The following is a 22,056-nucleotide window of genomic DNA, read 5'->3' as shown; positions in this document are numbered from 1 at the left end:
TCAAGGGAGGTTACAACCCCGCTTGACTTTGGCACTCAGGGAAGTCATGCTGAGAGTATCAACCTCAGTTACAAGCTACCTTGGAGTTCAAGTGATTATTCCCGTTACCGTCCACGTCCCCGATCACCGGGTGGAAGAGTTCTACATCCGCTTTGGAGAGTTCGTGGCCGACGTCCCAAATCCCGATGTGCCCACCCTGTTGCCGTCCGGGACCGTTCCCTCCTGGGTTGAGACTGATGAAGCCCCTTCCATGGCGGCAGCGCTATGGGATGAGATCTCGTTGCCGGGAAAGGGCATTCTCCGTCACATGATTGAAGCGGCCCGCGATGAGACCGCGCACCTCCTTCCAAAAGAACTCGCCGATCTAAGCCAGTATCCGAAAGGCGCTCCGGGGGTAGCTGGCGTTCTCGGTGGCGTCGGGAAGGCAATTCGTCGTGCGGGTCTTCCCGTGTACACCACTCCTAGGGGCACTTCTTGGCACTACATCTGGGATTGGGACGGAGAGCGCTACTCCATGACGCCTGAGGTCGCTCGCCTCCTGCGCAAGGCATCGCAACCCGGAGGGCGAACGTCAGATAGATAGCCTACGTAGAAGTGCTTGGGGCGGCTCCCGCCTTGCTGACGTGAAGCCTTGGCGGTAGTTGCCCTCTCTGTAATCATGGACGCAAGGTGCAGAGAGGAGCTATCCGATGCCTGCTGCGGGTGAGGAAGCCCGAACGTCCAGGGAAGAAACCATTCTGCGTGTACGAAGGGGAATCCTGGCGGCCCAACTCCGGATTACCTTGGACGAGGTACAGGGCCGACAGACGCCGGAGGCGGTCGTACGTCTGGCGCAGCTGACACTGCCGCGGTTGCCTTCACCGTTCAAGACTTTGAGAACGCCGGACGGGAAGCTCCGGACTGACCCAGCGTCACGGAGAGAACTAGCTCTACATGTTCGCCGCAACATTCTGGCCGCACAGTTGAGGGTGGCCTTGGACAAGGAACGGGGCCGCGTGACTCCCGAAGCCGTGACGAGGCTGGCCCAGATGGAGCTACCGGCCTTGACGTAGGCGCGGCTATGACAGCTGTGGGAGGCCGGTCGTCTGAAACGCCCCCGATAGTGCGGGGCTATGCCGTCGCGGACTCATTGTCCACCCCCAACTTAATATCGGAAATGTGAAGAGTGCGAGTGCGGTCTTTCCACTTGGAACGGTATAGACCTTGACCGGGCCCGACTTCAAAATTCGCCACCTGCTCCATAAAAAAGGCGCCCTTTTCCGCCAGTGTGGCAGGCCCAAGTAGCAGGCTGCTGTTCGTCGCACTGCAGGGGAGTCGATGGAGGCTCATGGAACGGCCTGCGACCACGATGCTTAGCCGGTCTGGTCGCCAAGATCGACCAGACTTTCGACAAGCCAAGCGGGGCCGGGAGGGTACGGTCCAGGACGGTCCCGAGTCCATTCCCTACATAGAACATCGAAGTCGTCGATGAACACGATGGCCGGCTTGGACGCCGTCCACCCGGCGCAACTTCGGTGCGTGCAAACAGGCTGCCTGTTCTTCCTCACCCCGGTCTCCACCGCGGTTCGGTAGAGGAACGGTCCTCACCGCGGGACAGAGGCCACAAGGATCGATTCCGTCGAGACCCGCCCGTCCTAGCCCAGACTCAAGGTGTAGTCGTTTCTCGCACCACAGTCGAAGATTGACCGCTATATCTCCGGACTGACCGCCGATCAAGTCGCGAGTCTTGCCGCCGCGGCACCCGTCGTCTTCGACTTTGCTCACACTGCCGTGCGGAGCATGGCAGCCTCGGAAGCGCCGGTCGTTGGCGCATCGGGATCCTGAGTGCCAAGATCCTGTGGTCCGGACGGGTGGGCTTCCACCGACTTCTCTTCTTCGATAGCCGCAACCGTTTCGTCCTTCTCCAAGGGCTCCAGGAAGGTGAAACGGTCACACGCGTTTCTCAACGTCGATGGCGTCTTCTTTTCGCCGATCCCGATCACGCGCTTGCAGGATTGGCGGAGTCTGATGTGGCCATGCAGCGGTAGTCGCAGTCCGATGCGACGAGGCAGAACGTATCAACGTTTCCGATGTCGAAGGGCCGTGCCATAGCCCAGGGAAGTAAAGTCCCAGACCAGAGAGAGTAGAGCTGGGGACTGCTGAAGGTCTAGTTGACGGTGTCAAACCTTCAGCAGTCCTGCTTTATGCAGGGTCGGCACAGCTACTGTAATGGGCCCTCAGAGGAGCGTCGGCTGAGCCGGACCCCGTCGGTCGCGTTCCTTGGCGAGGGCAATGAAGTCATCCACGCCCATCAGCCATTGCCGCTGCTCCGGTTTGTACGGTTCGTGCAGGGTCCGGGGGATGACGAGCTGGATCCTGTGGTCCCGCATCTCATCCGTCTGGGCCGGGCTGATCGGGCTCTCCAAGGTCAGCAGATGCTTGTCATCGATGCGTTTGGCCTCGCTGAGGACCTGTCGCCAGCGGTCCTTACACGTGGTCTTGACGCCCAGCATGGTCAGGTCGAGGGCATCGAAACCAGGATCGCGGTACTCGCCGATGCCCGGGAAGATAAAGTCCGGGCGAGCCCGGTTCTCCGTCACAGGGTTGAAGGTGTGGCGCACATCCAAGGCCGCGAAAAGGGCGATGAGCTGGTTCTCCAGTCCCTTCCCGGCCCGGCTCTTGCGCCGGTTATGCAGCGACAACGACACTTCGATGAACTTGTCCACGTCCACATGGCCGTCCTTGTAGAGGGCGTCGAGAGTGTCCACCGCCAGATGCCGTTCCAAAGTCCGGAACAGGATTTCTTCCTGTTCCATCCACGCCATGAGGACCTTGTCTGGGTCATCGGCCGGGTGCAGATCGGGGAGGGTGGAGCGGGCGAAGGCGCCGAACTCAGCCGAGGTGGGGAAGCGGGGCCCGAATTTGACTAGAATCCGCTCCAGCCAGTCATCGTTGCGCGGTTCGATGGCGATGCCGAGCATGTCCAGCAGATACATGGCGGACAGGCCCAGGCTGTCGTGCCCGCTTTCCAGGCCGGAGCGGACCGAGAAACCATGGTGTTCGAGCACATCGGTGCCGAAGAGCCAGTCCAGCTGCGCGGCGATGCTGGACCCGGCCGGCGCCACGATGAACAGGGCATCCCCGGTTTTCTGCTTCGCGATAAAGACAATGTCGCCCGGTTGAGCCATTTTCATAGCGTCCACCGAGCCTGGGTAATAAAGGCGGTATTCGGACCGGTTCGGAGTGTTGATCCGGGCATCGTAGAACGTCAGCGTGCCGTCTTCCGCAACAGGTTCGTCTGTGTCATCGGTGACGAGCAGAAACCGTGTCCGGATGACCAGCTTTTCCGCGGGCCTGCCAAAGAGCCCCTGCAACGCCTTAACACCGTCGAGCTCGTGCTGGTTAGAACGCCGGCCGACCGTTTCAACGCTGCTGAGGATCTTCGCCGCGACGCCATCGAAGTGATCGGCAAGATCTCCGAAATCCATACGTAAATCCCCCAATAGTCATCATTCCCATGCGCAGGCCGCGCAGTTGACGGTATCGCGGCGCCGGGGCTTCCAGACGCCGAGACACTCTTACGATGTCACTGGCCGCCTCAGGCGGAAAGGGGCTGCGCCGCGGCCGGCTGGCTGACAATCTTGATCACATGTGGGGTCATGATCCGGGCTATTTCCTTCATCACCGGGGTGACGACGCTGTTGCCGAACTGCTTATAGGCCTGGGTGTCACTCACGGGAATCCGAAAGCTGTCTTCATAGCCCATCAGACGCGCGCATTCGCGTGGTGTCAGCCGGCGGGGCCGGTTGCCGTCCTGCGCGACAAGGATTTCCGAGCCGTCCTTGTAATACCGTGCCGACAGGGTGCGGCTGGTTCCCGTGGGGTGGACCAGCCCGAACCCGAAGCCGTTGCCGGCGGCCTTGTGCTTGGCGGCATAGGCCTGCAGGTACGCCCACAGCTTCGGCGTCAGGGTGAACTTGGCTTGTACTTCGGCGTTCTCGTGATCAAAGAACCTGTCCCCGTCCCATTCGAGCACCGGCTCGGTGCCGTCAGTCTTGTGCAGGATGGTGTTCAGTTTCGGGCCGACCGGGGGGACCTCCAGATCCTCCCAGCTGAAGTCCGTGGGTTCGCGGAAACCGACAATAATGATGCGTTCCCGGTGCTGGGGAGTGAAGTTGATGGCGTCAATAACCTTGACGTGGACCTCGTAGCCGAGTTCCTCCTGCAGGGTCTCCATGATCACGGCAAAGGTCCGGCCCTTGTCATGGGACCGGAGGTTCTTGACGTTCTCGAGCATGAACGCCGCCGGACGCTTTTCATTGATGATCCGGGCCACATCAAAAAAGAGGGTGCCTTGGGTTGCATCCTCGAAGCCGTGCAGCCGCCCCAAGGAGTTTTTCTTGCTCACTCCGGCGATGGAAAACGGCTGGCAGGGAAAACCGCCGAGCAGAATGTCGTGATCCGGAACTTCAGACGCAGGGAACGGCTGGATGTCCCCGACGAAGGTGTGGGAGTCCGCCTGGTCGTCCGGGAAATTCGTCAGATAAGTCTTCTCGGCGTACTTGTTCCACTCGCTCGTGAACACGCAGCGCCCGCCATGAGCCTCGAAACCCTTCCGGATCCCGCCGATGCCCGCAAAGAGGTCAACGAATCTGAAATCTTCGGGCCCGATGACCGCGGTAGGCAGCCCCAGTAGCTCCTTCAAAGCCGGGGCGAGCATCGTCGGACACGGCGTTTCGCCGCTTTCCCAGCGGGCCACCGTCCGGTCCGAGACGTGGAGCTGCTCAGCGAGCTGACGTTGGGTGTACCGGGCACGGGCCTGGCCGAGAAGGGTGGTTACGTTGTCCATCATGTCCTATCTGGGTTGTTCACCTGACATTCTGTCGCATAAACGACCCAGAGCACGGAGTGCCGCGCCGTTTGATGCCCCGAAGTTTTCCGTGTGGATCCACTGTACGGTTCCCCTCCGACAAGAATTCGAGCGATCCTCGGGCGGCAGGGACATGAGGTCGCGGGAAGTCATGCACAGCGGAGGGTTCCTGCAGCGCGGGTGCGCCGTCCTCGGATGCGGCTGTTTCATCGGGCGGACATCAGGGCACAGAGGCGGACCGGCATTTCCTCCCGCGAAAACGGGTGATGTCGCTGCTCTGCTATATGTTTTACGGAGTGTCCGCGAGGGAGAACCATTGGAATTTGAAGTTATGCCGCCGGGTCCGCAGCTCATGGAATCCATGAGGGCGGTGGGTTATTCGCTGAAGACCGCCATCGCCGATGTCGTCGACAACTCGATCACGGCGACCGCGACAGCAATTGATATCCGCTTCAGCGCGGAACCAGGAAACACTTTTGTTTCGATCAGCGACAACGGGACCGGTATGGATGCTGCCGGCGTGCGGCACGCGATGAAACTTGCCGGGCGAAACTCCACGTCCGCCAGAAACGCTGGCGATCTTGGCCGCTTCGGACTTGGCCTGAAAACGGCATCACTCTCCCAATGCCGGGTCCTGACTCTCATCAGTAAGCAGGACGGCGTCTTGGTCGGCGTTCAGTGGAATCTCGACCACCTCGCCGAATCCGGGCAATGGCAGCTCTACGTCCTTTCCGACGATGATCTCCTCGGGCTGTCACACACCCGGTATCTGGATGACAAGGCGTCGGGGACTGTTGTCCTGTGGGAAGAAATCGACGTTTCGGATCCTGACCACGCCCGGTTTACCGAGGATTTCACGGCGAAGATGGCGGACGCCAAGGAGCATCTTGCTCTGATCTATCATCGCTTCCTGGAAGGGGAGGATGGACAAAAGATCAGCATTAGCCTGAACCTGGAAAGAATCGAGCCCGCAGACCCGTTCCTGAGGAACAACAGGGCTACCCAGTCCGGGCACAAGGAACTGATCCGCGTCGACGGTGGAGAAATTACCTTCCGCCCCTACACCTTGCCTTTCATCAACAAGATGTCGGCCAAGGAACGGGCCCAGGCGCAGCTTAATGGTCCGTTGAGGGACAACCAGGGATTCTACATATACCGCGCCAAGCGTCTCGTGATCTGGGGAACATGGTTCCGGTTGGTCTCGAGAAGTGAATTGGGGAAGCTCGCCCGGGTTCAGGTTGACATTCCGAACACTCTTGACCACCTGTGGGCCTTGGATATCAAGAAATCCGCGGCCAGCCCGCCGCCAGCGATCCGGCAGGCTTTGAGGCAGGTGATCGATCGGATCATCCAGCCCAGTGAGCGGGCGTTCCGCCATAAGGGCGTCATTGACGACTCCCGGCAAAGCGTGATGCGTACATGGCTGGGACTGAGCAGCCGGGAGGGGTTCTACTACCAGATCAACCGTGAGCACCCGCTTTTGGAAAATCTTGCCGAGCAGCTTGATTCCGAGCAGAGACTTGCTCTCGACACGGCCTTGAAAGCCATAGAGTCCTCCTTTCCTGTCACGGATGCCTACGTGAAACTGACTGGGGATCAGCCGCAGAAGCCCCCCGAGACCACAGAGACTGCCCTGAAAGACCTCGCCACGGAATACTGGCGGCAGTGGTCCGCTGGGGGAGGATCGGCCGAGGACTTCATCAACGGCTTCAAGGCCGCTGAACAGTTCTCCCGGTGCCGGGACATCCATGCCTTACTGACTGAAGTTACCGAACTGGGAGTTATGCAATGACGCATCTTGAGGAAACACGTGCCCAGGAGGCTGCTCAGCTAGAACGCATGCTGAAGTCGCAGCTTGTTGGCGGTGCGCTGACAGAAGAGATGGTGAATACCAACCTGAAACTGTTGGCGGGTATGTTCGGGAAGAGTCTGGGGCCGGACGATTTGGCCGCTATCGTCCAGCGAATCCAGGCAGCGATGGGCATCTCGATGGACCGTGGAACCGTTCTGACTGCCGAAGGGTACGAGCCATGGGTGAAGCAGCAGCGCGGTGCGATTGACTGGCAGCGCTGGACCGCATACCAGGATTGGCTGGTCAACGAAAAAGGCATTTCACCCCGTGTGGTCCAAGACATGGGGGTGCTGACTGATGACATTCTCGATCTCGTGGGTGATCCACATCGTGAGGGCGCATGGAACCGGGTCGGTCTGGTTCTGGGAGACGTCCAGTCCGGAAAGACCGGAACCTACTTGGGACTGTTCAACAAGGCGATCGACGCCGGATACAGGCTGATTGTCGTTCTTGGCGGCCACACCGGGTATCTTCGCCAGCAGACTCAGAAACGTGTCGACGAAGGCGTCGTCGGGATGTCCAAACCTATGCCTGGCTCCAAGCTCGGGACGGATGCATCACCGGAAAAATACGTGGGTATTGGAGTGAACAACAGAGAGCTTGTTGGCCGGGTCGCCGCCAGGACGAGCGTCTGGTCCGACTTCAACTCCAAGACCCAGCAGACGACGATGATCCACGTTGGTAAAGCTCCGGATCAGACATTCGTATTTGTCGTCAAGAAAAATAAGGCCATACTCCAAAGCCTTGTCAACGAGTTCGAAGAACAGACCGGTTCCAACGGAAAACTTGAACTGCCGATGATCTTGCTGGATGACGAATCGGACTATGCCTCCGTAGATACCAGCAAGGAAGAGGACGACCCGACGGTCATCAATGCCCTTATCCGGGAACTGCTCACCAAGTTCGAACGCAGCTCCTACATCGGTTTCTCTGCAACACCATTCGCGAACATCTTTATTGACAGCGACGTTAAGGATGATCTGTTCCCCAAAGACTACATATATGCGCTCGAGGCGCCCTCGAACTACGTGGGAGCGGACAAGGTCTTCAGCTCCACAGACGGTGGCGCCGCCGAACAAGTCGTGGACCTGACGGATGCCGACGAGTTCTTCCCCCCCAAGCACAAGGCCTCACTGTCCGTTACGGGAATCCCGGAGAGCCTGCGCGAGGCGATCAGGACATACCTGATCGCAAACGCCATCCGTGATATCCGAGGAAACAAAGATGAAGCGAGGGCCATGCTGGTCAACGTCTCCCGCTTTATCAACGTTCAGGACCAGGTGATCACGTATGTCACCAGTGAACTGACCCACCTTCAGAACACCATCGGGCTCAACACGAAAACGTACGCATCAGGACAGCCGAACAAGGTGTTGGATCAGCTCAAGGAGACCCACGCAAAGCACTACGCGAATGCCGGGGTGACGTGGGAGCAAGTGCTCGCCGCACTCCCTTCCGCCGTAGCCGACATCACCCCGGTGGTGATCAACTCCTCCCTGAATAAGAAAAACACGGCGGAACCCATGAGTCAGAAGCGCCGGCCCCGGCAGATTGTGGTCGGCGGGGACGTCCTCAGCCGTGGGCTGACCCTCGATGGTCTTATGGTCAGTTACTTCTTCCGGCACGCGACGGCGACGGACACGCTCCTTCAAATGGCACGCTGGTTCGGCTATCGGGAAGGCTATGAGGACCTCTGCCGGGTCTGGATCACGGCAGAACAGGCCGACAACTTCGCCTATATCGACCGGTCCGTGAAGGAGCTCAGGGCCGACCTGATCAGCATGCACAATGATGGCTACACGCCGGAGGACTTTGGAGTCGCGGTCCGGAAACATCCTGGCGCGATGCTGATCACGGCGCGAAACAAGATGAAAACAGCCACTGAGTGGAAAGTGCGGGTGTCATTCTCCGGGCGGTCTCCGGAAACCACGAAGCTGTCGGCGCGGCCCTCGCACGTTAAAAGTAACTACGCGGCGGCGGAAAAGCTGATCCTGGCCATCGAGGAGGACAGCACGGCAACGTACGTCCCCCGAGAAAAAACCCTCAGCCACCGCTGGACGGATGTTGACCGCCAGCACGTCGCAGACTTCCTCGGTGCATTCACCGCCCACTTCAAGGACTTCCAGTTCTCGCCCGCACTGGAACGGCATGTGCGCTCAGGATCGCACCATGACAACTGGGACGTGGTGTTTATGGCAGGAACGGCGAAAGCGCCCACCCGGGAAATCGGGGATCGGGTGATTACGCTGAACCAGCGGACAATTGGGCTGGGCGACGAGTCTTACGCCGTGGCCGGCAGCAGCCGCCGTCTCGGTGGGCGCAGTGATTTTCGGCTGGTAGCCGATGCCCAGTCCGTGTCGGAGATGGAGAAGAAGTACGCGGAGAACAACACGTCCGCAAACCCCCCGGAGTCAGAATACATCCGGATTCTGGACCGGCCGGTTCTGTTTATTTACGGGATGGACCCCAATGAGATAGAAGACAACGGTTCGGGCCATAGGAAGCCCAAGGATCCGGTTGTCGCTATCAAGCTGGCGTTTCCGCACGCATCATCAGATCCATCGGATGAGACCGAGGATGTCGAGTACATGATCACCAAATCCATGCTCCGCAAGATGATGGGCCCGGAGGATTTGGAGGGTGCATCCGATGAATAGCCAGATTCCCGAGGACGTCGTCGCATCGTGGGACGAGCTGCTTCAACGCGGGGAGGGCCGGCAGCGTCTTCTGGGCCTTGGGCATCCCCTAAAAATCCACTTCGGCGACGGGGATGCCGGCGAGCCCATATTCTTCGTACGCTCCCGCGTCCGGCCGCGGAAACCTGATATCTCGGCGGCCGTCCGCGTGGACTTGGGGCTGCGGAAGGACGGGGAGTGGGCCATGACGTTCGCACTGACTGACATACGCTTCAAAAAAACGTTCATGAGTTTGTGCTGGGACCTTGCCGAGCGAAGCAAAGACGCCGCCTCCGAAGCCGAGGGACTGGCGCGGTTTGCCACTGCTTTGGGGGAGTGGAAGAAACTGATGACGTTCCACGACTCCGACACCCTTTCAGAGGCCCAGGTCCGGGGTCTGATCGCAGAGATGTGGTTCGGTTTTGTCTCCGGCCACCTGCACGCTCCCGTAGAGCAGATTCAGGAGGCCTGGCAGGGTCCTCTGGGAAGCGATCAAGACTACAAGTTCCTAGACGCGATCTATGAGATCAAATCCGTTCACGCCGATTCCACCAAAGTGAGGATCTCATCGGCCGAGCAGCTGGACGCCGCGCCTTTGGACCTCGTACTGGTAACTCTGACAGAAACCCCCGTAAAAACTGCCGCGTCCTGGACGCTGCGTGACCTCATTACCCACGTGGAAGATCTTCACGCCGGCGACCTGTCCAGTCTGGAACGGTTGACCTACAAACTCGAACAAAAACTCCGCGTTGATAAGGGCAATCCCTATTACGCCGAACATCACTATCTCCCCGTCGGCTACCGGGTGTTTGCGGTCTCCCCGGACTTCCCGGCAGTACGTTCTTCCGGGATCCCGACCGACGTGGTCGATGTTTCCTACAGTCTCAAGATTCCTGCTTTGAACAAGTTTCTGAGCTTCAGCGCCAAATCCGAAGAATCAGCATTCGTTCCCGACCCCGGAGTAGTCAGCCCGTGAACATCGAAGAATTCCATCTGAATCTCAAGTCCGATGTAAGGGTGCGGGCCGAAGCGGAAAACGACTTCGCCGCCGGCGCCTTCGCCAGCTTGATGGCGGAGCGGCTGTCCGACGTCGAAGAGGTTGATAGTCTTCAAGTCCTCCACTATGAGGGGCGGGGCTCCAATCGACAGCACCTCGCCATCGACGGATTTGACCTTGACGACACCGACGGCCAAATATCTCTCGCCGTTGTCGACTGGCGGGACTCCGAGGACATCGCGGTCATTTCCACCCCGGATGCGAGAAAGCGCCTGAAGGCACTCGAATACTTCCTCACGGAATCCGTTCAGAACTTCCTGGAAGATGCGCTGGAGGAAAGCTCTGCGGCCCACCAGCTCGCCAGAGACCTTCGCTCCCGGGGCCGCAACGTCAGCCGCTACCGCCTGTATCTTCTGACGGATGCGCGCACCAGTGACCGGATGAAGGACGTGGTCAGCTCCGAACTCAACGGTGTGCCGATCGAATATCACATCTGGGATCTGCAGCGGCTCCACCAGGTCCAGGAGTCCAACAGTGGTCGGTCAGAAATTGAGATCGATCTTGAGGAGTGGCTCCCGTTGGGCCTCCCGGTGCTCAAGACCACAGGGAAGAGCGATGACTTCGTAACGTACCTGGCATCAGTTCCAGGTGATGTGATCGCGGACCTCTACGGCCAGTACGGGAGCCGTCTGCTCGAAAGCAATGTCCGCAGCTACCTCAGTGCCCGCGGCATGGTCAACAAAGGCATCAAAAAAACTGCCCTTACCGAACCCGAAATGTTCCTGGCGTACAACAACGGCATTACGGCTACCGCAACCGCAGTATCCGTGGATGTGGCTTCCGGCATGCCGGTTCTACGGGGCATAGAAAACCTCCAGATCGTCAACGGCGGCCAAACTACAGCCTCCCTCTACAACCTGCGGAAAGAAACGTCCCCCAAACCGGACCTGTCCGGCATATTCGTCCAGATGAAACTCATCGTCGTCGACTCCGCGAAAGCAGAAGAGATCGTCCCGGACGTTGCCCGATACGCCAACAGCCAAAACAAGGTCAGCGCGGCCGACTTCTTCTCCAACAGTCCATTCCACCGCCGCATCGAGGACCACTCCAGGCATGTCGCGGCGCCGGCGCTGGCAGGCAAGTCCTACAACGTCTACTGGTACTACGAGCGCACCCGCGGACAGTACCTGAACGAAAAGTCGCGTGGTGGCGCTACACACGCGAAGATGTTCGAGTCGCAGCACCCCAAGAGCCAGGTGATGACAAAAACCGATGTCGCGAAGTTTGAACTTTCCTGGCAGCAGAAACCCCACGTTGTCAGCCAAGGTGCTCAGAAGAGCTTCATGGCCTTTGCCGCTTCGGTGGCGGAGACATGGGAACGATCGGAGTCGGACTTCAACGAGCTGTACTTCAAGAACGTCGTGGCCCGGGCCATCATGTTCAACACCATTCGCGCGGACATAGCCAACGCAGACTGGTACGAAAAGGGCTATCTCGCCAACATCGTCACGTACACGATGGCCAAAATCGCACGCGAAATCGAGAAACAGGGCCGAGGGTACCTGATGGACTTTAACGCCGTCTGGGCGCAGCAGTCACTGCCCCAACCAGTCCGCGATTTTGCCGTCCACGTAGGCAGCTTGGTCCTCGGGGCACTCAACTCGCCAGACCGTCCCGTCAATAACGTAACGGAATGGGCCAAACGTGCCGAATGTTGGAACCTTGTCCAGCAGATTCCCGTCATCTTGCCGGAATCGTTGCTCAATACACTGGTCTCGCCCGCTAGACAGATCGACCGCCGACGCGACGCTGCGGCCACACAGAAAATTGACAATGGAATCAATGCAACCATGAGGGTGCTGCAGATCTCGCCCGCGGACTGGTCAGAGGCCATCAGCTACGGTCAGCAGCATCGTGCGCTCACTGAAAAGGAAATCAGCGTCCTTAGACTTGTGGCCCGGCCCACCCCGGCAGTTCCTACGGACCGCCAAAGTGCGGTCATACTGGGGGCACTCCAAAAAATTCAGGATCTTGGATTCGCCAAGATATGACGGCCAGGCTAGGGGCCATTGGCTGAACGACGTACCGTCCCGCAAACATCTCCTAAATAGGACGAGACCCGTTCGCCGGTAAACCACCGGAGAACGGGTCTCGGAACGTTGTCTCAGAAGTTCCCACCTCGGGTTTGGGGTTTACGAGACTCCAGCTGCCGAACGGTGGCGGTAGTACGTTGCCTTAGACCACCCGACGGTCCGGGATGCATCGACGACTCCGAGTCCCTCGGAGTCGATGAGGTGCTTCACCGTCCGGAGATTCAGCGCGACCTTATCGGCGTCCGGGGTCGGACGGCCGAACTTCACACCCCGGGCCCTGGCGGCATCGACGCTGGCCTGAACTCGCTCTTGGATGAGCTCGCGTTCGTACTCGGCGAAGGTAGCCATGAGGTGCAGCATCAGGCGTCCTTCGCGGGTCGCCGGGTCGATGCCGTCCGACAGGGATCTCACCTCGATTCCCCGGTCGAGGAGGTCCTCCACCGTGGTGATGACGTCGATCATGGAACGCCCGATGCGGTCGATGCGCCAGACAACGAGCTCGTCACCTCGACAGAGCCGATCGTCGAGGTTTGCCCATCCCGAGCGGGACCTGGCTTCCTTGGAACCGGAGACCTGGTCGGAGAAGATCTGCTTCGCGTCGACGCCTGTATCGATGAGTGCCCGGCGCTGGAGGTCGTCGTCCTGCTTGTCCTTCGTCGACGTCCGCGTGTAACCAAACTTCATGGTGGATTCCTTCCCGGGAATGTTGATCAGGACGCTGCCAGGAGCTGCTCGCGCCAGGCTTTCTTGATGTCGGACCGCGGCGGCTTAAGGGTGATGATGTCCGGGTAGCCGCCGAGCCTCTGCCGAAGGGACAGGGCCGTTTCGAAATCGTGATGGCTCCCATCTGCTGCGCGCAGTTCGGGGCCGCCGAGGACAAGCGTGGCTGATGAGATCGTCCGGCGGTGGTCGATGAGATCCTGCCGAATTTCGGGCATGATCTCATCGGTAACAGCGTCGGCAGGCTCAATGCCAAGAGCCAATTCGGCATAGGTCAAAACAGCACCCAGATGAGTCAGCGTTCTGTCCGGGCGGACGTGCGCGGAGGAAGTCAGACCAAGACCGGCGGCGTATCTTCTCGCGTGCGAATTCCGAGCGGAACGACTGCCCTTGGCGTCGTTCCACATTGCGATCATGTCGATCAAATCAACACGATCGCGTTCGGCCTGTTGGACGGCGAGACGTTCCTGGTACTCGGGTCTGGCCCGCTCTGCCTCGAGTGCGGCTTCGCGAAAGGCACTTTCCTCGGCCAGCTTGCGGGCCTGTGCATCGCGTTCCGCCTCCCGCCCAACAGCGGCCTGGCGTTCCCGTTCAGCCTGTTCCGCGGCGAGGCACGCCCGCTCGGCCTGTTCTGCCTCGGCCGCCTGCCGGCGCTCTTCGTAAACCTTGAGCGCGGTTTCTTCGGCTTTCTGGCGCTTCCACTCGGCAGCCTGGCGCTCCAGCTGGGTCCAGTGGCCCGTGCTCTTGGCCAAGAAGATCCGCTTGTTCTGGTCATAAACATCGCGTGCAGTCAGTTCGCCAGCGAGTATCCGCTGAGCGAAGCGGTCGACCGCCGCGAGACGTGCCGGACGCTCAGGATCGACCTTCTCGCGGGCATTTAGTGCGTCGACCTCGGCGCGCCAGTCCCAGCCCGGTGTCGCGATCATCTCATCGTCGCCGTACCGGGCCTTGCCGAGTGTCTGCTGGTCAGGGTGTTCATGGGTGTTGTAGCGGGCGCCCCGTGACATGGCGAACTTTCCGCGATCGGTGCCGGGTTCACCCGGGTGGGCGATGAAGGGCTTCACGATGACCGGCACCGGGAACTTGCGCTGCATCGCCGCGGCGGTGCGCTGGGTCTTTGAGTAGAAGAAGACATGGCCGTGTACTTCGGTGCCGGGGTCGCGGTCGTGGACCGCGCCGTGGCCGAGGTCTCTGGGGTGGGCGGCGACGAAGTCTTCGATCATCTCCCGGGTCAAGGCATTGGAGACGATGGACCAGCCACGACGGCGGGGAGGCCTTGGCGCGGTAGGGTTAGTGGTGTTCTTGGACATGTGCTGATGTCCTCTCTGAAACCCCCGGTTGCCGCCGGGGGTTTCTTCGTTATCTGGGTAGTGCCGGTGTTGGGAATTGGTCTGGCATGCTCACTTGTTCCTAGGCGTACTCACTTTTCTGTAGCGCGTACTCAGTTTGCATAGAAAAAGTGAGTGCAGATCCGAAGAGGAGAAGTGCGGAAAAATCGGGAAGTAGGAGGTCCACGAGTACTCACTTTTTCGGCAACCAAATCAAGCCGGGTACGAGCGCACACGCATTGATCCGCATGATTCCACGGGTTGATGGAGTCCCGAAGGTGAAACGTACTCAGTTTTCGTGTGTTGCTGTCAGAGCTGGCTGCCGCACATTTCTGTGCGATGGATTCCGTGCTACATGTCATCGCTTCCCCTTCCGCCACCGGGACCACTGCGGCATCCCGGCGCCCTGCCATGCAGCGACCAGTGAAGTGGTCCACCTGGCTCCGGCGAAGAGCCCGTACCCGGTCGCGGAGAAGCCGCACACGACGGCCAGCCAGCGCCCGATCCCGAGCCAGACACTGCCGTCGACATTGGAGGCCCACTGCAGTCCCGTAAAGAGTCCGGCGATGACCATCCAGATCCCGGCGACGACTATTGCCACCGGCAGGAGTGTCAGGAACATCGCTGCAGCGGCCGACCAGAGCTGGCGGTCGGCCAGTCTGGCGGTGCCTGCCATGACCAGCTCCGCTCGTTCGTTAGCTGCGGCCAGCCTGACAGTGACTACCTGGGATGCTTCGCCGGCGACCTGGCCGACCGCCTCTTCGATCTGCTGGCCAGCTCGCTGCTCGAAGCGATGCAGAGCCACTGCGGCATTGCTGATGAAAGCCCTGTTCTCGTCACCCTGCAGCTGGAACTTTTCAATCGCCGAAGCCATGCCCTGCCGGTGCCTCTGCGTCTCGAGGATCAAGCTCTTCGAGGCGGCGCTGAAGTTCTTTCCGTCGAGACTGCGCGAGAAGTCGATGAGCGTCTTCTCGATCTCGCTCAACCTGTATCCGATGCTCGCGATCTGCGGCGACATGCCGGCGAAGGGCTGTGAGATCGGTGGAAGGGCCTTCTGCAGTTCCTCCTTCACCGTCTCCTCTATGACGATCTGTAGGTACGCCTTCAGATCGTTCACGGCCTTCGTCTGCGCGTTCACCGCGGCGATGACTTCCGCGTTTGACGGCTCCGAGGGAGTCGATGATGTCGAGTTCTGCTGCTCCTGACGCAGCCGGTCCGCGAGTCGCATGGGTGGTTCCCTTCTGTTGGTTCTGTTGGTGGATGTCGAAGACGGCCGCGGCCCCTTCGGCTGTGAATTCCGGGGTGAGTGCTGAGGCCTTTTTGCGTCCGAGCTTTCCGTCAGAGCGCCTCATCTTGTAGCTCCACCCGTCACGGTGGGTGACGGCGAGCGTTACCCCCTGTTCCTCGAGCACTTGCTCAAAGGCCTGCTGATCGACCGAGCGGGGATCAGAAAGCGCAATGTAGACCTTGTCGCCGAGGGTCTGTTCGAACCCTCCAGATGTGAAGGCTTCGCGCCGGAGCTCCCAGTCGGGCTTTGGCTCTTCGGGGTCGGGGAGCACTCGCAAGCCCTCGTCGCGCATGAGATGATCGTTCAGTTGGCGCAGCCCGTGCTTCCAGCTTGTGTAGCGCTGGAGAGACTTCCCGGTGATGTTGTCGTGGTTGGCCACAAGGATGTGCGCATGCGCGTGGCCACCTGCTGAATCCGCGTGCACGGCAATGAGGTAGTCGGCGGTATGCATCCGCTCGACCAACTTGATCGAGACGTCCAGAACACGTTTCAGATCGTCCGGGTCGGTGACGTCGAGCTCGTCCGGAGCAAAAGCCAGGACGTAGGACTGGAGCTCAACCTTGCGGCCACGGGCAGCGGCCATCATCTCGGTCCGTTCGATAAACCTGGCTGGCGAAGCTGTGTGATCGCCGGTGACAGATATCGCTAACGCCGCGGCACGGGTCCGGCCGGACTCGATGAGATCTGCGCGGCGCTCTCTCGAGTTCCCGAAGAGGACGTAATTCACAGCGCCGGCGGCATCACGGGAAGAACGGACGTTTACTGTGCTCATGACGCCGTCCGGTCTCCGAGGGAGGCACGCACCTCATCGACCGAGACCTGCACCTCGCGAAGCAAACCTTCATCGACCGCCGGGGCGTCTCCAGAGTGGACGGCCCGGAGCGCCTGGTTGAGATTCTGACCGACCCTCCGGAGCTGTTCCACAGCCGTCACCAGCTCCGGCTGAGGCGACCCCTGGGCCGCCAGATGCATCCGTGAAACCTCATCCCTGCGGGCGTCCAAAGCGTCAAGGACGACCCCGCGCACCCACGCACTCGGCTTGACGCCGAGCACGTGTGCACGGAGACGGATCGCTTCGCGCTCCGTCTCCGTGAGCCGCACGTCCAACGAGACCTGGCGACGCTCACGGGTGGTCTCGTTGGACGTACGGCTGTGCCTACGCGGAAGGGACAACGGATGCAGGCCAGCAGGGTTTTTGTCGGACATTTCGCTGGCGCTCATGTCCGACAAAAACCCCTCCCCCTCGTCCTCGGTCGCTGCGCTCCCTGCGGGCGAGGGGGAGGGGGCATCCGCTTCGGGGTCGGCTGGAGCAGCAGAGGACGGCTCCGAAAACTGCCTCCTGAGGAGTGCGGCATGCTTCTCGATGAGGAGCATGGCTTCCAGACGGCTGCCAGTCATACGCCGAGAGCCTGGTGCTTTGGCACCAACTGAAGTCAGGCGGTCGGTGCCTCGGCTCGTTTGACCTGGGGCGCTCATCGAAGGTCACCCCCGCGCGGTGCGGCACCGGATACGCGGTGAACATGAGTGGTGGAAGCAGCGGCGATGTTACGTACCCGTGTCCGGCCGCTGGCGATGGCCGCCAGGGGAAGACCTCTGAGTTGGGAGCTGCCAAAGTCGCGTGGTCTGTTCTCCCGATCGCGCATCCAAGCGTTCAAGTCTTCGGGGTCAATCCGCCAGCGTGCGGCCTTCTCAGGGCCGCCGACGTTAACGGCGCGCAAGTCCCCCTTGGCGATGAGCTGACGGATCCACCAGGGAGTCACGCCTATCACCAGTGCTGCGTCCTTGACCTCGAGGAGTGCGTGATCGCGGCCGATGCTGGCGAGGATGCTGGTCAGGGTGGTGTGGATGGTGCATTGCATAAAGGGGCCCCTCGGACTTCGAGTTGAAAATCCGATGCCGGCACGCATCTGGCGTACCTCGGCCCCGTACGGCCTCGTGGCCGGTTTCGCTCGCCTCGTTCGAGACGCGCGCAGCTCAGGTGGCTGCGTCTTGACGGTTCGGCTCGGTGGAGCCTGGCAATAGAAGTGTATCAAATTGGTAGCAGTTTGTAGTAACGTGTGTTGTATGAACGAATCCCTCAATCATCCAGAGCTTGACTCGCCGCCCGAGAGTGCAATGCTGAAGGCCGCCTACCGAAATTCCGGTCTCACCGTTGCAGACCTCGCGTCCGCCACCGGACTTAGTGTCGGCACTGTGCACATTGCCCTGAACGGCATCCGGTACCGGGACGGCAAGGCCAAGGTTGCGATCCCGCCGGACAGGACGCTGGTCAAGCTGGCGTCCGCGCTTCGCATCCACCCGGACGTCCTCCGCGTCCACGATCGAGCCCGAGCCGCAGACCTGCTCGTCGAAGCCAGCCGAGTCGAAGCCGGGGAAGAGGTTTCCTTTGCTTCGGAGCGGGAAGCCCAGGCAGCTGTGGCCGGCCGCTATGTCCTCGCGCGGCAGGTCCTGGCAGCGTTTTCCGATGAAGAACTCCGTGCAGAACTCGAGCGCCGTGACCGTAGCGAGCAAATTCTCATGCACCGCCAGGACGAGGCGGACCTCGCTGAGACGCTGACGACCGACAGGTGGCCACTATGACAGTGCATGATCTCTGGGCGGGTCTGCCAAAGGCAGAAGTGGCGCAGAAGCGTGCACGCAATGCGCCGCGCTGGCAGAGGAGATGGCGGGAGGGTGTCGGACGGGAAGCACCCCAGCGCAAGCAGGCGTACAAGGAACACCAGAAGGCCCAGGCGTACCAAGACGACGCCAATCAAATGGGCCTTCCCAGAGCTCAGGCCATACGCGCAGCGTCAGTGACCGTCGGCACCCTCCTGGACCGCCATCTCGCTGCCAAGGCAGACCCCGGCAGCTCTCCGAACACAATCAGCACTGACCTTCATCACGCAGGCGTCGTCCGTGAGGCGTTCGGCGACCGCGTTGTGACGACCCTTGACACCACGGAGATCGAGATCTGGTCGCGTCGTCCTGGCCTGGCTGCCTCGTCCCGGAAGAAGCAGGTCGAGATCCTCCGGGCAGCCTTCAAGCGAGGCGTCCACGACAGGCTCGTCGACGCCGACCTCACCGACGGCATAGTCGTGTCCCTCGGCCACGTAGAGCGCCCCTATTGGCACTCCGGAGAACTCATGGCCGTCATCGCCGCCACACCGAAGGTTGCTGACAAAGCGCTTTTGGGGGTGCTGGGCCTCATGGGCGTGCGTTCCGGCGAGGCCCGGTCGCTGCTTGTCGGGCACTTGGTCGACGGCAGGCTATGGGTAAGGAATTCGGGATCCGGCACGGACACGACCAAGACCCGGGCCAGCCGACGCCGACTCCCGGTGCCTGAGGCCATGCTGCCCTGGCTGCTTGAGCATTCGTACGGACGTCCCGAGTCGGCCCATCTGTTCGAGAGTCCCCGCAAGCCCGGACATCCGGTCGGAAAGCGGTATGTGTCCGACGTCGTTACCCGCGGCGTCACGCGAGCGAATGCGGGCCGATCCGAACGGATCGCCCGTATCAACGTCCACGGACTTCGGCACACGTTCGCCGCGATCGCGCTCTCTGAGGCCGGTGGAGATATCCTGTCGGTCAGCCGGGCCCTGGGGCACTCCAAACCTTCGACCACTCTGAACGAGTACGGCCATCTGGCCCCCGCAGGGCTTGAGCCCCTCATGGCTAGGATTGATGGTCTCGTTGGTGGAAATGGGACGGCGGCGTGACGCCTTTATGCTGGCCTACTCCGTCCAGATCTGGGACGCTGTCGTTTTAGAAGTCATCTTCACTCGCTCCCGCAGATTTCCGGGGGAGTGCAGACGAGTACGGACATGGAGACGTCACAAGTCCCCTGCACAGAATTGCAGCATTCCGCTCGATCGTGCGCTGCACCGACCGTCACTTTTCAGAAGTCGCCTGCACTAATCAGCAGGACCTACTGCTTGAAGCTTCGGCGGTACATGTTGCCGGGACCCATCGGTAGAGGGTCGCAACGGAGACGGCGAGGCTAGTGGCCACTTCCCGGGAAGGTGTTCCTTCGTTGAGTAGTTCGCAGGCTCAGCGGATCTTGGCTTCCGCCATGATGCGTTTGCGGGTGCCTACTCGTCCTTGTTCGCGCGGGGCTCGGAGTCCTGCTTGGGTGCGTTCGACGAAGAGCTCCCGTTCCATTGGGCCATGGATGCCATCACGTTGAAGAAAAGGCCCAATTGGGACACCTTCAGCGGCCCCAGCGCTTGTCTGCTTCCCGATATTGTTTGCGAGTGAACATTTTCAACGTACAGCCGCGCCCTCGTGTGCTCTTTGAAGACCTTCCCCAGGAGGTGCTGACAAAAGAATTCTTGGAGCTCGTACCAACGATCAAGCTCGTAACCAGCACTGAAAGGGTGCATGAAGACGAGTACGACATCCTGGTAACGTTCGCGAAGGACGCCCGTCGTCGTTCCGCACATCTGCACGTACTCTCGTTTGGAGCGGGGGTGGCGGGAGGCTACCTTGAGGACCGAACGAAGTACTTCTTCGCTCGGGATGTGTCCACGTTGGCAAATGAGCTGGCAATCCCAACCGACGTCCCACCGGCCCTTGCCGCACTTTTGAAAACATCAGTGATTCCCAACATGCCGGAGGGGCACAAAGAGGTCTGGCGCCTTGTGAGGGCGGCACAGGGTTATCTGGCAACAGTCGCAGAGGACGGCACCCTCGCATCGCGGTGCATTCCCCTTGTTCACATCGGGGCGAAACAATCCGTCTATGCACTGCTTGCGGAACGCGGCGGCAAGCTGAACTTGGTTTTGCCCGCAGAAACTCAACAGCACTTGGCTTGGCTGCGGCTCTTTCTGGACATGGTTGGCAATGTTGATCCAGATAGCGTGCCTCCAGACGTTGACTGGAAATCAAGTGCTCGATGGTCGCCGCCTGAAGTTAGCAAGCATGTAGGTGACCTGCAGGCACTGAGGCAGGCTCATGAGGAAGCTCTCACGGAATTTCAGCGGCGTGAACAGGAAATCCAAGCTCAGCTGGAGGAGTCGACGCGCTTGGCGGACGAAGGAACCCGCAGGATTCTCACTAGTGACGGCGATGAACTAGTGGAGGCGGTAACCACAGTTCTGGAAGACCTAGGGTTCACTGTCAGAGACATGGACGATCACCATGACGAACGAACCGGTGCGAAGCTCGAAGACCTTCGCGCCGAAGACCCGTCGGATGCTGACTGGCTGACTCTTGTGGAAGTGAAGGGGTACGCGAAGGGTGCGAAGGTGAATGACGTCCCTCAAATTACAGGTCGGCCGGCAGTGGCCTATACCAAGGAGACCGGACAGGAGCCTCCTGCCGTCTGGCATATCGTCAATGCTTGGCGGGGCACTAACCCATCGACGCGAGTCCAAGCGATTCCCAACGATGACGACCTGCGGCCGCTCACCGAGGCCGAGGGAGCACTTATAGATACACGGGACCTCTATGAAGCATGGAGGGATGTATCCGCTGGCATTGCGGACGCTGAGTCAGTCCGAGCAAGCCTCAGAGCCGCGAAGACCCGTTGGCGATGGATACCTGGGAGCTGACAATAGTGTCAGGAGGGGGCCAATTCTAGAAAGCTAAGTCAAGCAGGTTTTATTGGTCGACCCGATCACGAGGCTTTCGATCCGTCGGGGCTAAGATCTGAGCGTACCGGAGGTGCCCCTCGCACAGGTGCGCCCCAGGTGCGCCCCGGGCCGGAAAAATTTGCTGAATAACGAGTTTAAACGCCCCCTGCATCCATGCTTTGCAAGCAGGGGGTTCGGGGTTCGAGTCCCCGTGCCTCCACCATAGGAAAAGCCCCGGACCGCGGAAACGCGGTCCGGGGTTTTTTTCATGCCTTCCCCACTCACTCCTTCGGCTTGGCGTAGTCCGCCATCCCTTGCCAGTCGATATACACGTAGGGCTCGTCGCCGAGCACCCAGGCGTCGTGGCCCGGCGGAATCACGCCGAAGTCGCCGGGCCCGAATTCGAGTTCTTCGCCGTCGTCCATGACGACTTTGATGCGGCCGGAAATCGTGTAGCCGGTATGGCTGGCCATGCAGCTGTCAGTCTTGGCGATCGGCTTGACGTGGTCTGACCATTTCCAGCCTGGAAGGAAGGTGGCCCGTCCAACCGGGCCGGCCTCGAGGTTGACGAGATCCACCTGACCCATGCCTTGGGCAACAGGACGTGACTCTTCGGGATCGTCCAGGCTCTTGCGGATCATTGACGCCATGATGGTCTCCTTCTTTGATGATGGCGAAACCGTGATGTGAGACCGCGACTTA

18 protein-coding genes are annotated in these 22,056 nt (G+C 60.4%); 8 read left to right on the top strand and 10 right to left on the bottom strand.

Annotated elements, in window-relative coordinates:
* Positions 1-22 precede the first annotated feature (22 nt).
* A complete protein-coding gene (locus tag B5X90_RS20990) occupies positions 23-583 on the top strand; it encodes a hypothetical protein (protein ID WP_143264713.1) in 561 nt (186 codons plus the stop codon).
* Positions 584-1,760: 1,177 nt separating this feature from the next.
* On the opposite strand, the gene B5X90_RS10570 is transcribed toward B5X90_RS20990, so the two are convergent.
* The 3 genes from B5X90_RS10570 to dcm all read right to left on the bottom strand — a co-directional run bounded on the left by B5X90_RS10570 (position 1,761) and on the right by dcm (position 4,831).
* Positions 1,761-1,982 (bottom strand): hypothetical protein, encoded by a 222-nt coding sequence (locus B5X90_RS10570; protein ID WP_079552736.1) that lies wholly within the window; start codon positions 1,980-1,982, stop codon positions 1,761-1,763.
* A gap of 234 nt (positions 1,983-2,216) precedes the next feature.
* The gene (locus tag B5X90_RS10565; RefSeq protein WP_079552734.1) at positions 2,217-3,467 is read right to left on the bottom strand and encodes a type II restriction endonuclease; all 1,251 of its coding nucleotides are present in this window, start codon (positions 3,465-3,467) and stop codon (positions 2,217-2,219) included.
* A gap of 110 nt (positions 3,468-3,577) precedes the next feature.
* Entirely contained in the window at positions 3,578-4,831 is a 1,254-nt protein-coding gene (gene dcm / locus B5X90_RS10560) for a DNA (cytosine-5-)-methyltransferase (protein ID WP_143264712.1), read from the bottom strand.
* A 334-nt stretch (positions 4,832-5,165) separates the two neighbouring features.
* Between dcm and B5X90_RS10555 the strand changes: the two genes are divergently transcribed.
* The 4 genes from B5X90_RS10555 to B5X90_RS10540 are packed head-to-tail and all read left to right on the top strand — an operon-like array spanning position 5,166 to position 12,424.
* Positions 5,166-6,641 carry an ATP-binding protein gene (locus B5X90_RS10555; RefSeq protein ID WP_179129107.1) on the top strand — a complete coding sequence of 492 codons (1,476 nt, stop codon included), beginning with the start codon at positions 5,166-5,168 and terminating at the stop codon, positions 6,639-6,641.
* The gene (locus B5X90_RS10550; RefSeq protein ID WP_079552727.1) at positions 6,638-9,358 is read left to right on the top strand and encodes a Z1 domain-containing protein; all 2,721 of its coding nucleotides are present in this window, start codon (positions 6,638-6,640) and stop codon (positions 9,356-9,358) included. Before B5X90_RS10555 ends, B5X90_RS10550 begins: the two co-directional genes overlap by 4 nt.
* Positions 9,351-10,352 (top strand): PD-(D/E)XK motif protein, encoded by a 1,002-nt coding sequence (locus B5X90_RS10545; protein WP_079552725.1) that lies wholly within the window; start codon positions 9,351-9,353, stop codon positions 10,350-10,352. The genes B5X90_RS10550 and B5X90_RS10545 overlap by 8 nt, the downstream gene beginning before the upstream one ends.
* Positions 10,349-12,424 (top strand): AIPR family protein, encoded by a 2,076-nt coding sequence (locus B5X90_RS10540; RefSeq protein ID WP_079552723.1) that lies wholly within the window; start codon positions 10,349-10,351, stop codon positions 12,422-12,424. Before B5X90_RS10545 ends, B5X90_RS10540 begins: the two co-directional genes overlap by 4 nt.
* Before the next feature lie 141 nt (positions 12,425-12,565).
* Here the strand turns inward: B5X90_RS10540 and B5X90_RS10535 are convergent, their stop codons facing one another.
* The 6 genes from B5X90_RS10535 to B5X90_RS10510 form a co-directional block, all read right to left on the bottom strand.
* Positions 12,566-13,150, bottom strand: a complete 585-nt coding sequence (locus B5X90_RS10535) for a recombinase family protein (protein WP_079552721.1) — start codon at positions 13,148-13,150, stop codon at positions 12,566-12,568.
* A gap of 26 nt (positions 13,151-13,176) precedes the next feature.
* Positions 13,177-14,496, bottom strand: a complete 1,320-nt coding sequence (locus tag B5X90_RS10530) for a hypothetical protein (protein WP_143264711.1) — start codon at positions 14,494-14,496, stop codon at positions 13,177-13,179.
* A 376-nt stretch (positions 14,497-14,872) separates the two neighbouring features.
* Entirely contained in the window at positions 14,873-15,388 is a 516-nt protein-coding gene (locus B5X90_RS10525) for an ABC transporter permease (RefSeq protein ID WP_256860171.1), read from the bottom strand.
* On the bottom strand, positions 15,372-16,574 hold the full coding sequence (locus B5X90_RS10520; protein ID WP_079552716.1) for a relaxase/mobilization nuclease domain-containing protein: 1,203 nt from the start codon (positions 16,572-16,574) through the stop codon (positions 15,372-15,374). Before B5X90_RS10520 ends, B5X90_RS10525 begins: the two co-directional genes overlap by 17 nt.
* Positions 16,571-17,200, bottom strand: a complete 630-nt coding sequence (locus tag B5X90_RS10515) for a plasmid mobilization protein (protein WP_256860170.1) — start codon at positions 17,198-17,200, stop codon at positions 16,571-16,573. The genes B5X90_RS10520 and B5X90_RS10515 overlap by 4 nt, the downstream gene beginning before the upstream one ends.
* Positions 17,201-17,274: 74 nt before the next feature.
* Entirely contained in the window at positions 17,275-17,661 is a 387-nt protein-coding gene (locus B5X90_RS10510; protein WP_179129105.1) for a helix-turn-helix domain-containing protein, read from the bottom strand.
* Between the two features lie 205 nt (positions 17,662-17,866).
* Between B5X90_RS10510 and B5X90_RS10505 the strand changes: the two genes are divergently transcribed.
* From B5X90_RS10505 to B5X90_RS10490, 3 genes are all read left to right on the top strand, one after another.
* Positions 17,867-18,382, top strand: a complete 516-nt coding sequence (locus B5X90_RS10505) for a helix-turn-helix domain-containing protein (RefSeq protein WP_143264710.1) — start codon at positions 17,867-17,869, stop codon at positions 18,380-18,382.
* On the top strand, positions 18,379-19,500 hold the full coding sequence (locus B5X90_RS10500; RefSeq protein ID WP_079552710.1) for a tyrosine-type recombinase/integrase: 1,122 nt from the start codon (positions 18,379-18,381) through the stop codon (positions 19,498-19,500). Before B5X90_RS10505 ends, B5X90_RS10500 begins: the two co-directional genes overlap by 4 nt.
* Before the next feature lie 534 nt (positions 19,501-20,034).
* Positions 20,035-21,333 (top strand): hypothetical protein, encoded by a 1,299-nt coding sequence (locus B5X90_RS10490; RefSeq protein WP_143264709.1) that lies wholly within the window; start codon positions 20,035-20,037, stop codon positions 21,331-21,333.
* A 302-nt stretch (positions 21,334-21,635) separates the two neighbouring features.
* On the opposite strand, the gene B5X90_RS10485 is transcribed toward B5X90_RS10490, so the two are convergent.
* Complete coding sequence (locus B5X90_RS10485) at positions 21,636-22,004, bottom strand: cupin domain-containing protein (protein ID WP_079552705.1); 369 nt, start codon at positions 22,002-22,004, stop codon at positions 21,636-21,638.
* Positions 22,005-22,056: the final 52 nt, after the last annotated feature.

The sequence above is a fragment of the Arthrobacter sp. 49Tsu3.1M3 genome, from assembly GCF_900168135.1.
Lineage (GTDB): Bacteria > Actinomycetota > Actinomycetes > Actinomycetales > Micrococcaceae > Arthrobacter.
This window is presented reverse-complemented; position numbering and strand designations above follow the sequence as displayed.

Bases quoted from the DNA above. Each gene is read 5' to 3' on its own strand.
- B5X90_RS10565 (WP_079552734.1), bottom strand. From the start codon at position 3,467: ATGGATTTCGGAGATCTTGCCGATCACTTCGATGGCGTCGCGGCGAAG.
- dcm (WP_143264712.1), bottom strand. From the start codon at position 4,831: ATGATGGACAACGTAACCACCCTTCTCGGCCAGGCCCGTGCCCGGTAC.
- B5X90_RS10550 (WP_079552727.1), top strand. From the start codon at position 6,638: ATGACGCATCTTGAGGAAACACGTGCCCAGGAGGCTGCTCAGCTAGAA.
- B5X90_RS10545 (WP_079552725.1), top strand. From the start codon at position 9,351: ATGAATAGCCAGATTCCCGAGGACGTCGTCGCATCGTGGGACGAGCTG.
- B5X90_RS10535 (WP_079552721.1), bottom strand. From the start codon at position 13,150: ATGAAGTTTGGTTACACGCGGACGTCGACGAAGGACAAGCAGGACGAC.
- B5X90_RS10530 (WP_143264711.1), bottom strand. From the start codon at position 14,496: ATGTCCAAGAACACCACTAACCCTACCGCGCCAAGGCCTCCCCGCCGT.
- B5X90_RS10525 (WP_256860171.1), bottom strand. From the start codon at position 15,388: ATGGCTTCGGCGATTGAAAAGTTCCAGCTGCAGGGTGACGAGAACAGG.
- B5X90_RS10520 (WP_079552716.1), bottom strand. From the start codon at position 16,574: ATGAGCACAGTAAACGTCCGTTCTTCCCGTGATGCCGCCGGCGCTGTG.
- B5X90_RS10515 (WP_256860170.1), bottom strand. From the start codon at position 17,200: ATGACTGGCAGCCGTCTGGAAGCCATGCTCCTCATCGAGAAGCATGCC.
- B5X90_RS10510 (WP_179129105.1), bottom strand. From the start codon at position 17,661: ATGCAATGCACCATCCACACCACCCTGACCAGCATCCTCGCCAGCATC.
- B5X90_RS10505 (WP_143264710.1), top strand. From the start codon at position 17,867: ATGAACGAATCCCTCAATCATCCAGAGCTTGACTCGCCGCCCGAGAGT.
- B5X90_RS10500 (WP_079552710.1), top strand. From the start codon at position 18,379: ATGACAGTGCATGATCTCTGGGCGGGTCTGCCAAAGGCAGAAGTGGCG.
- B5X90_RS10485 (WP_079552705.1), bottom strand. From the start codon at position 22,004: ATGGCGTCAATGATCCGCAAGAGCCTGGACGATCCCGAAGAGTCACGT.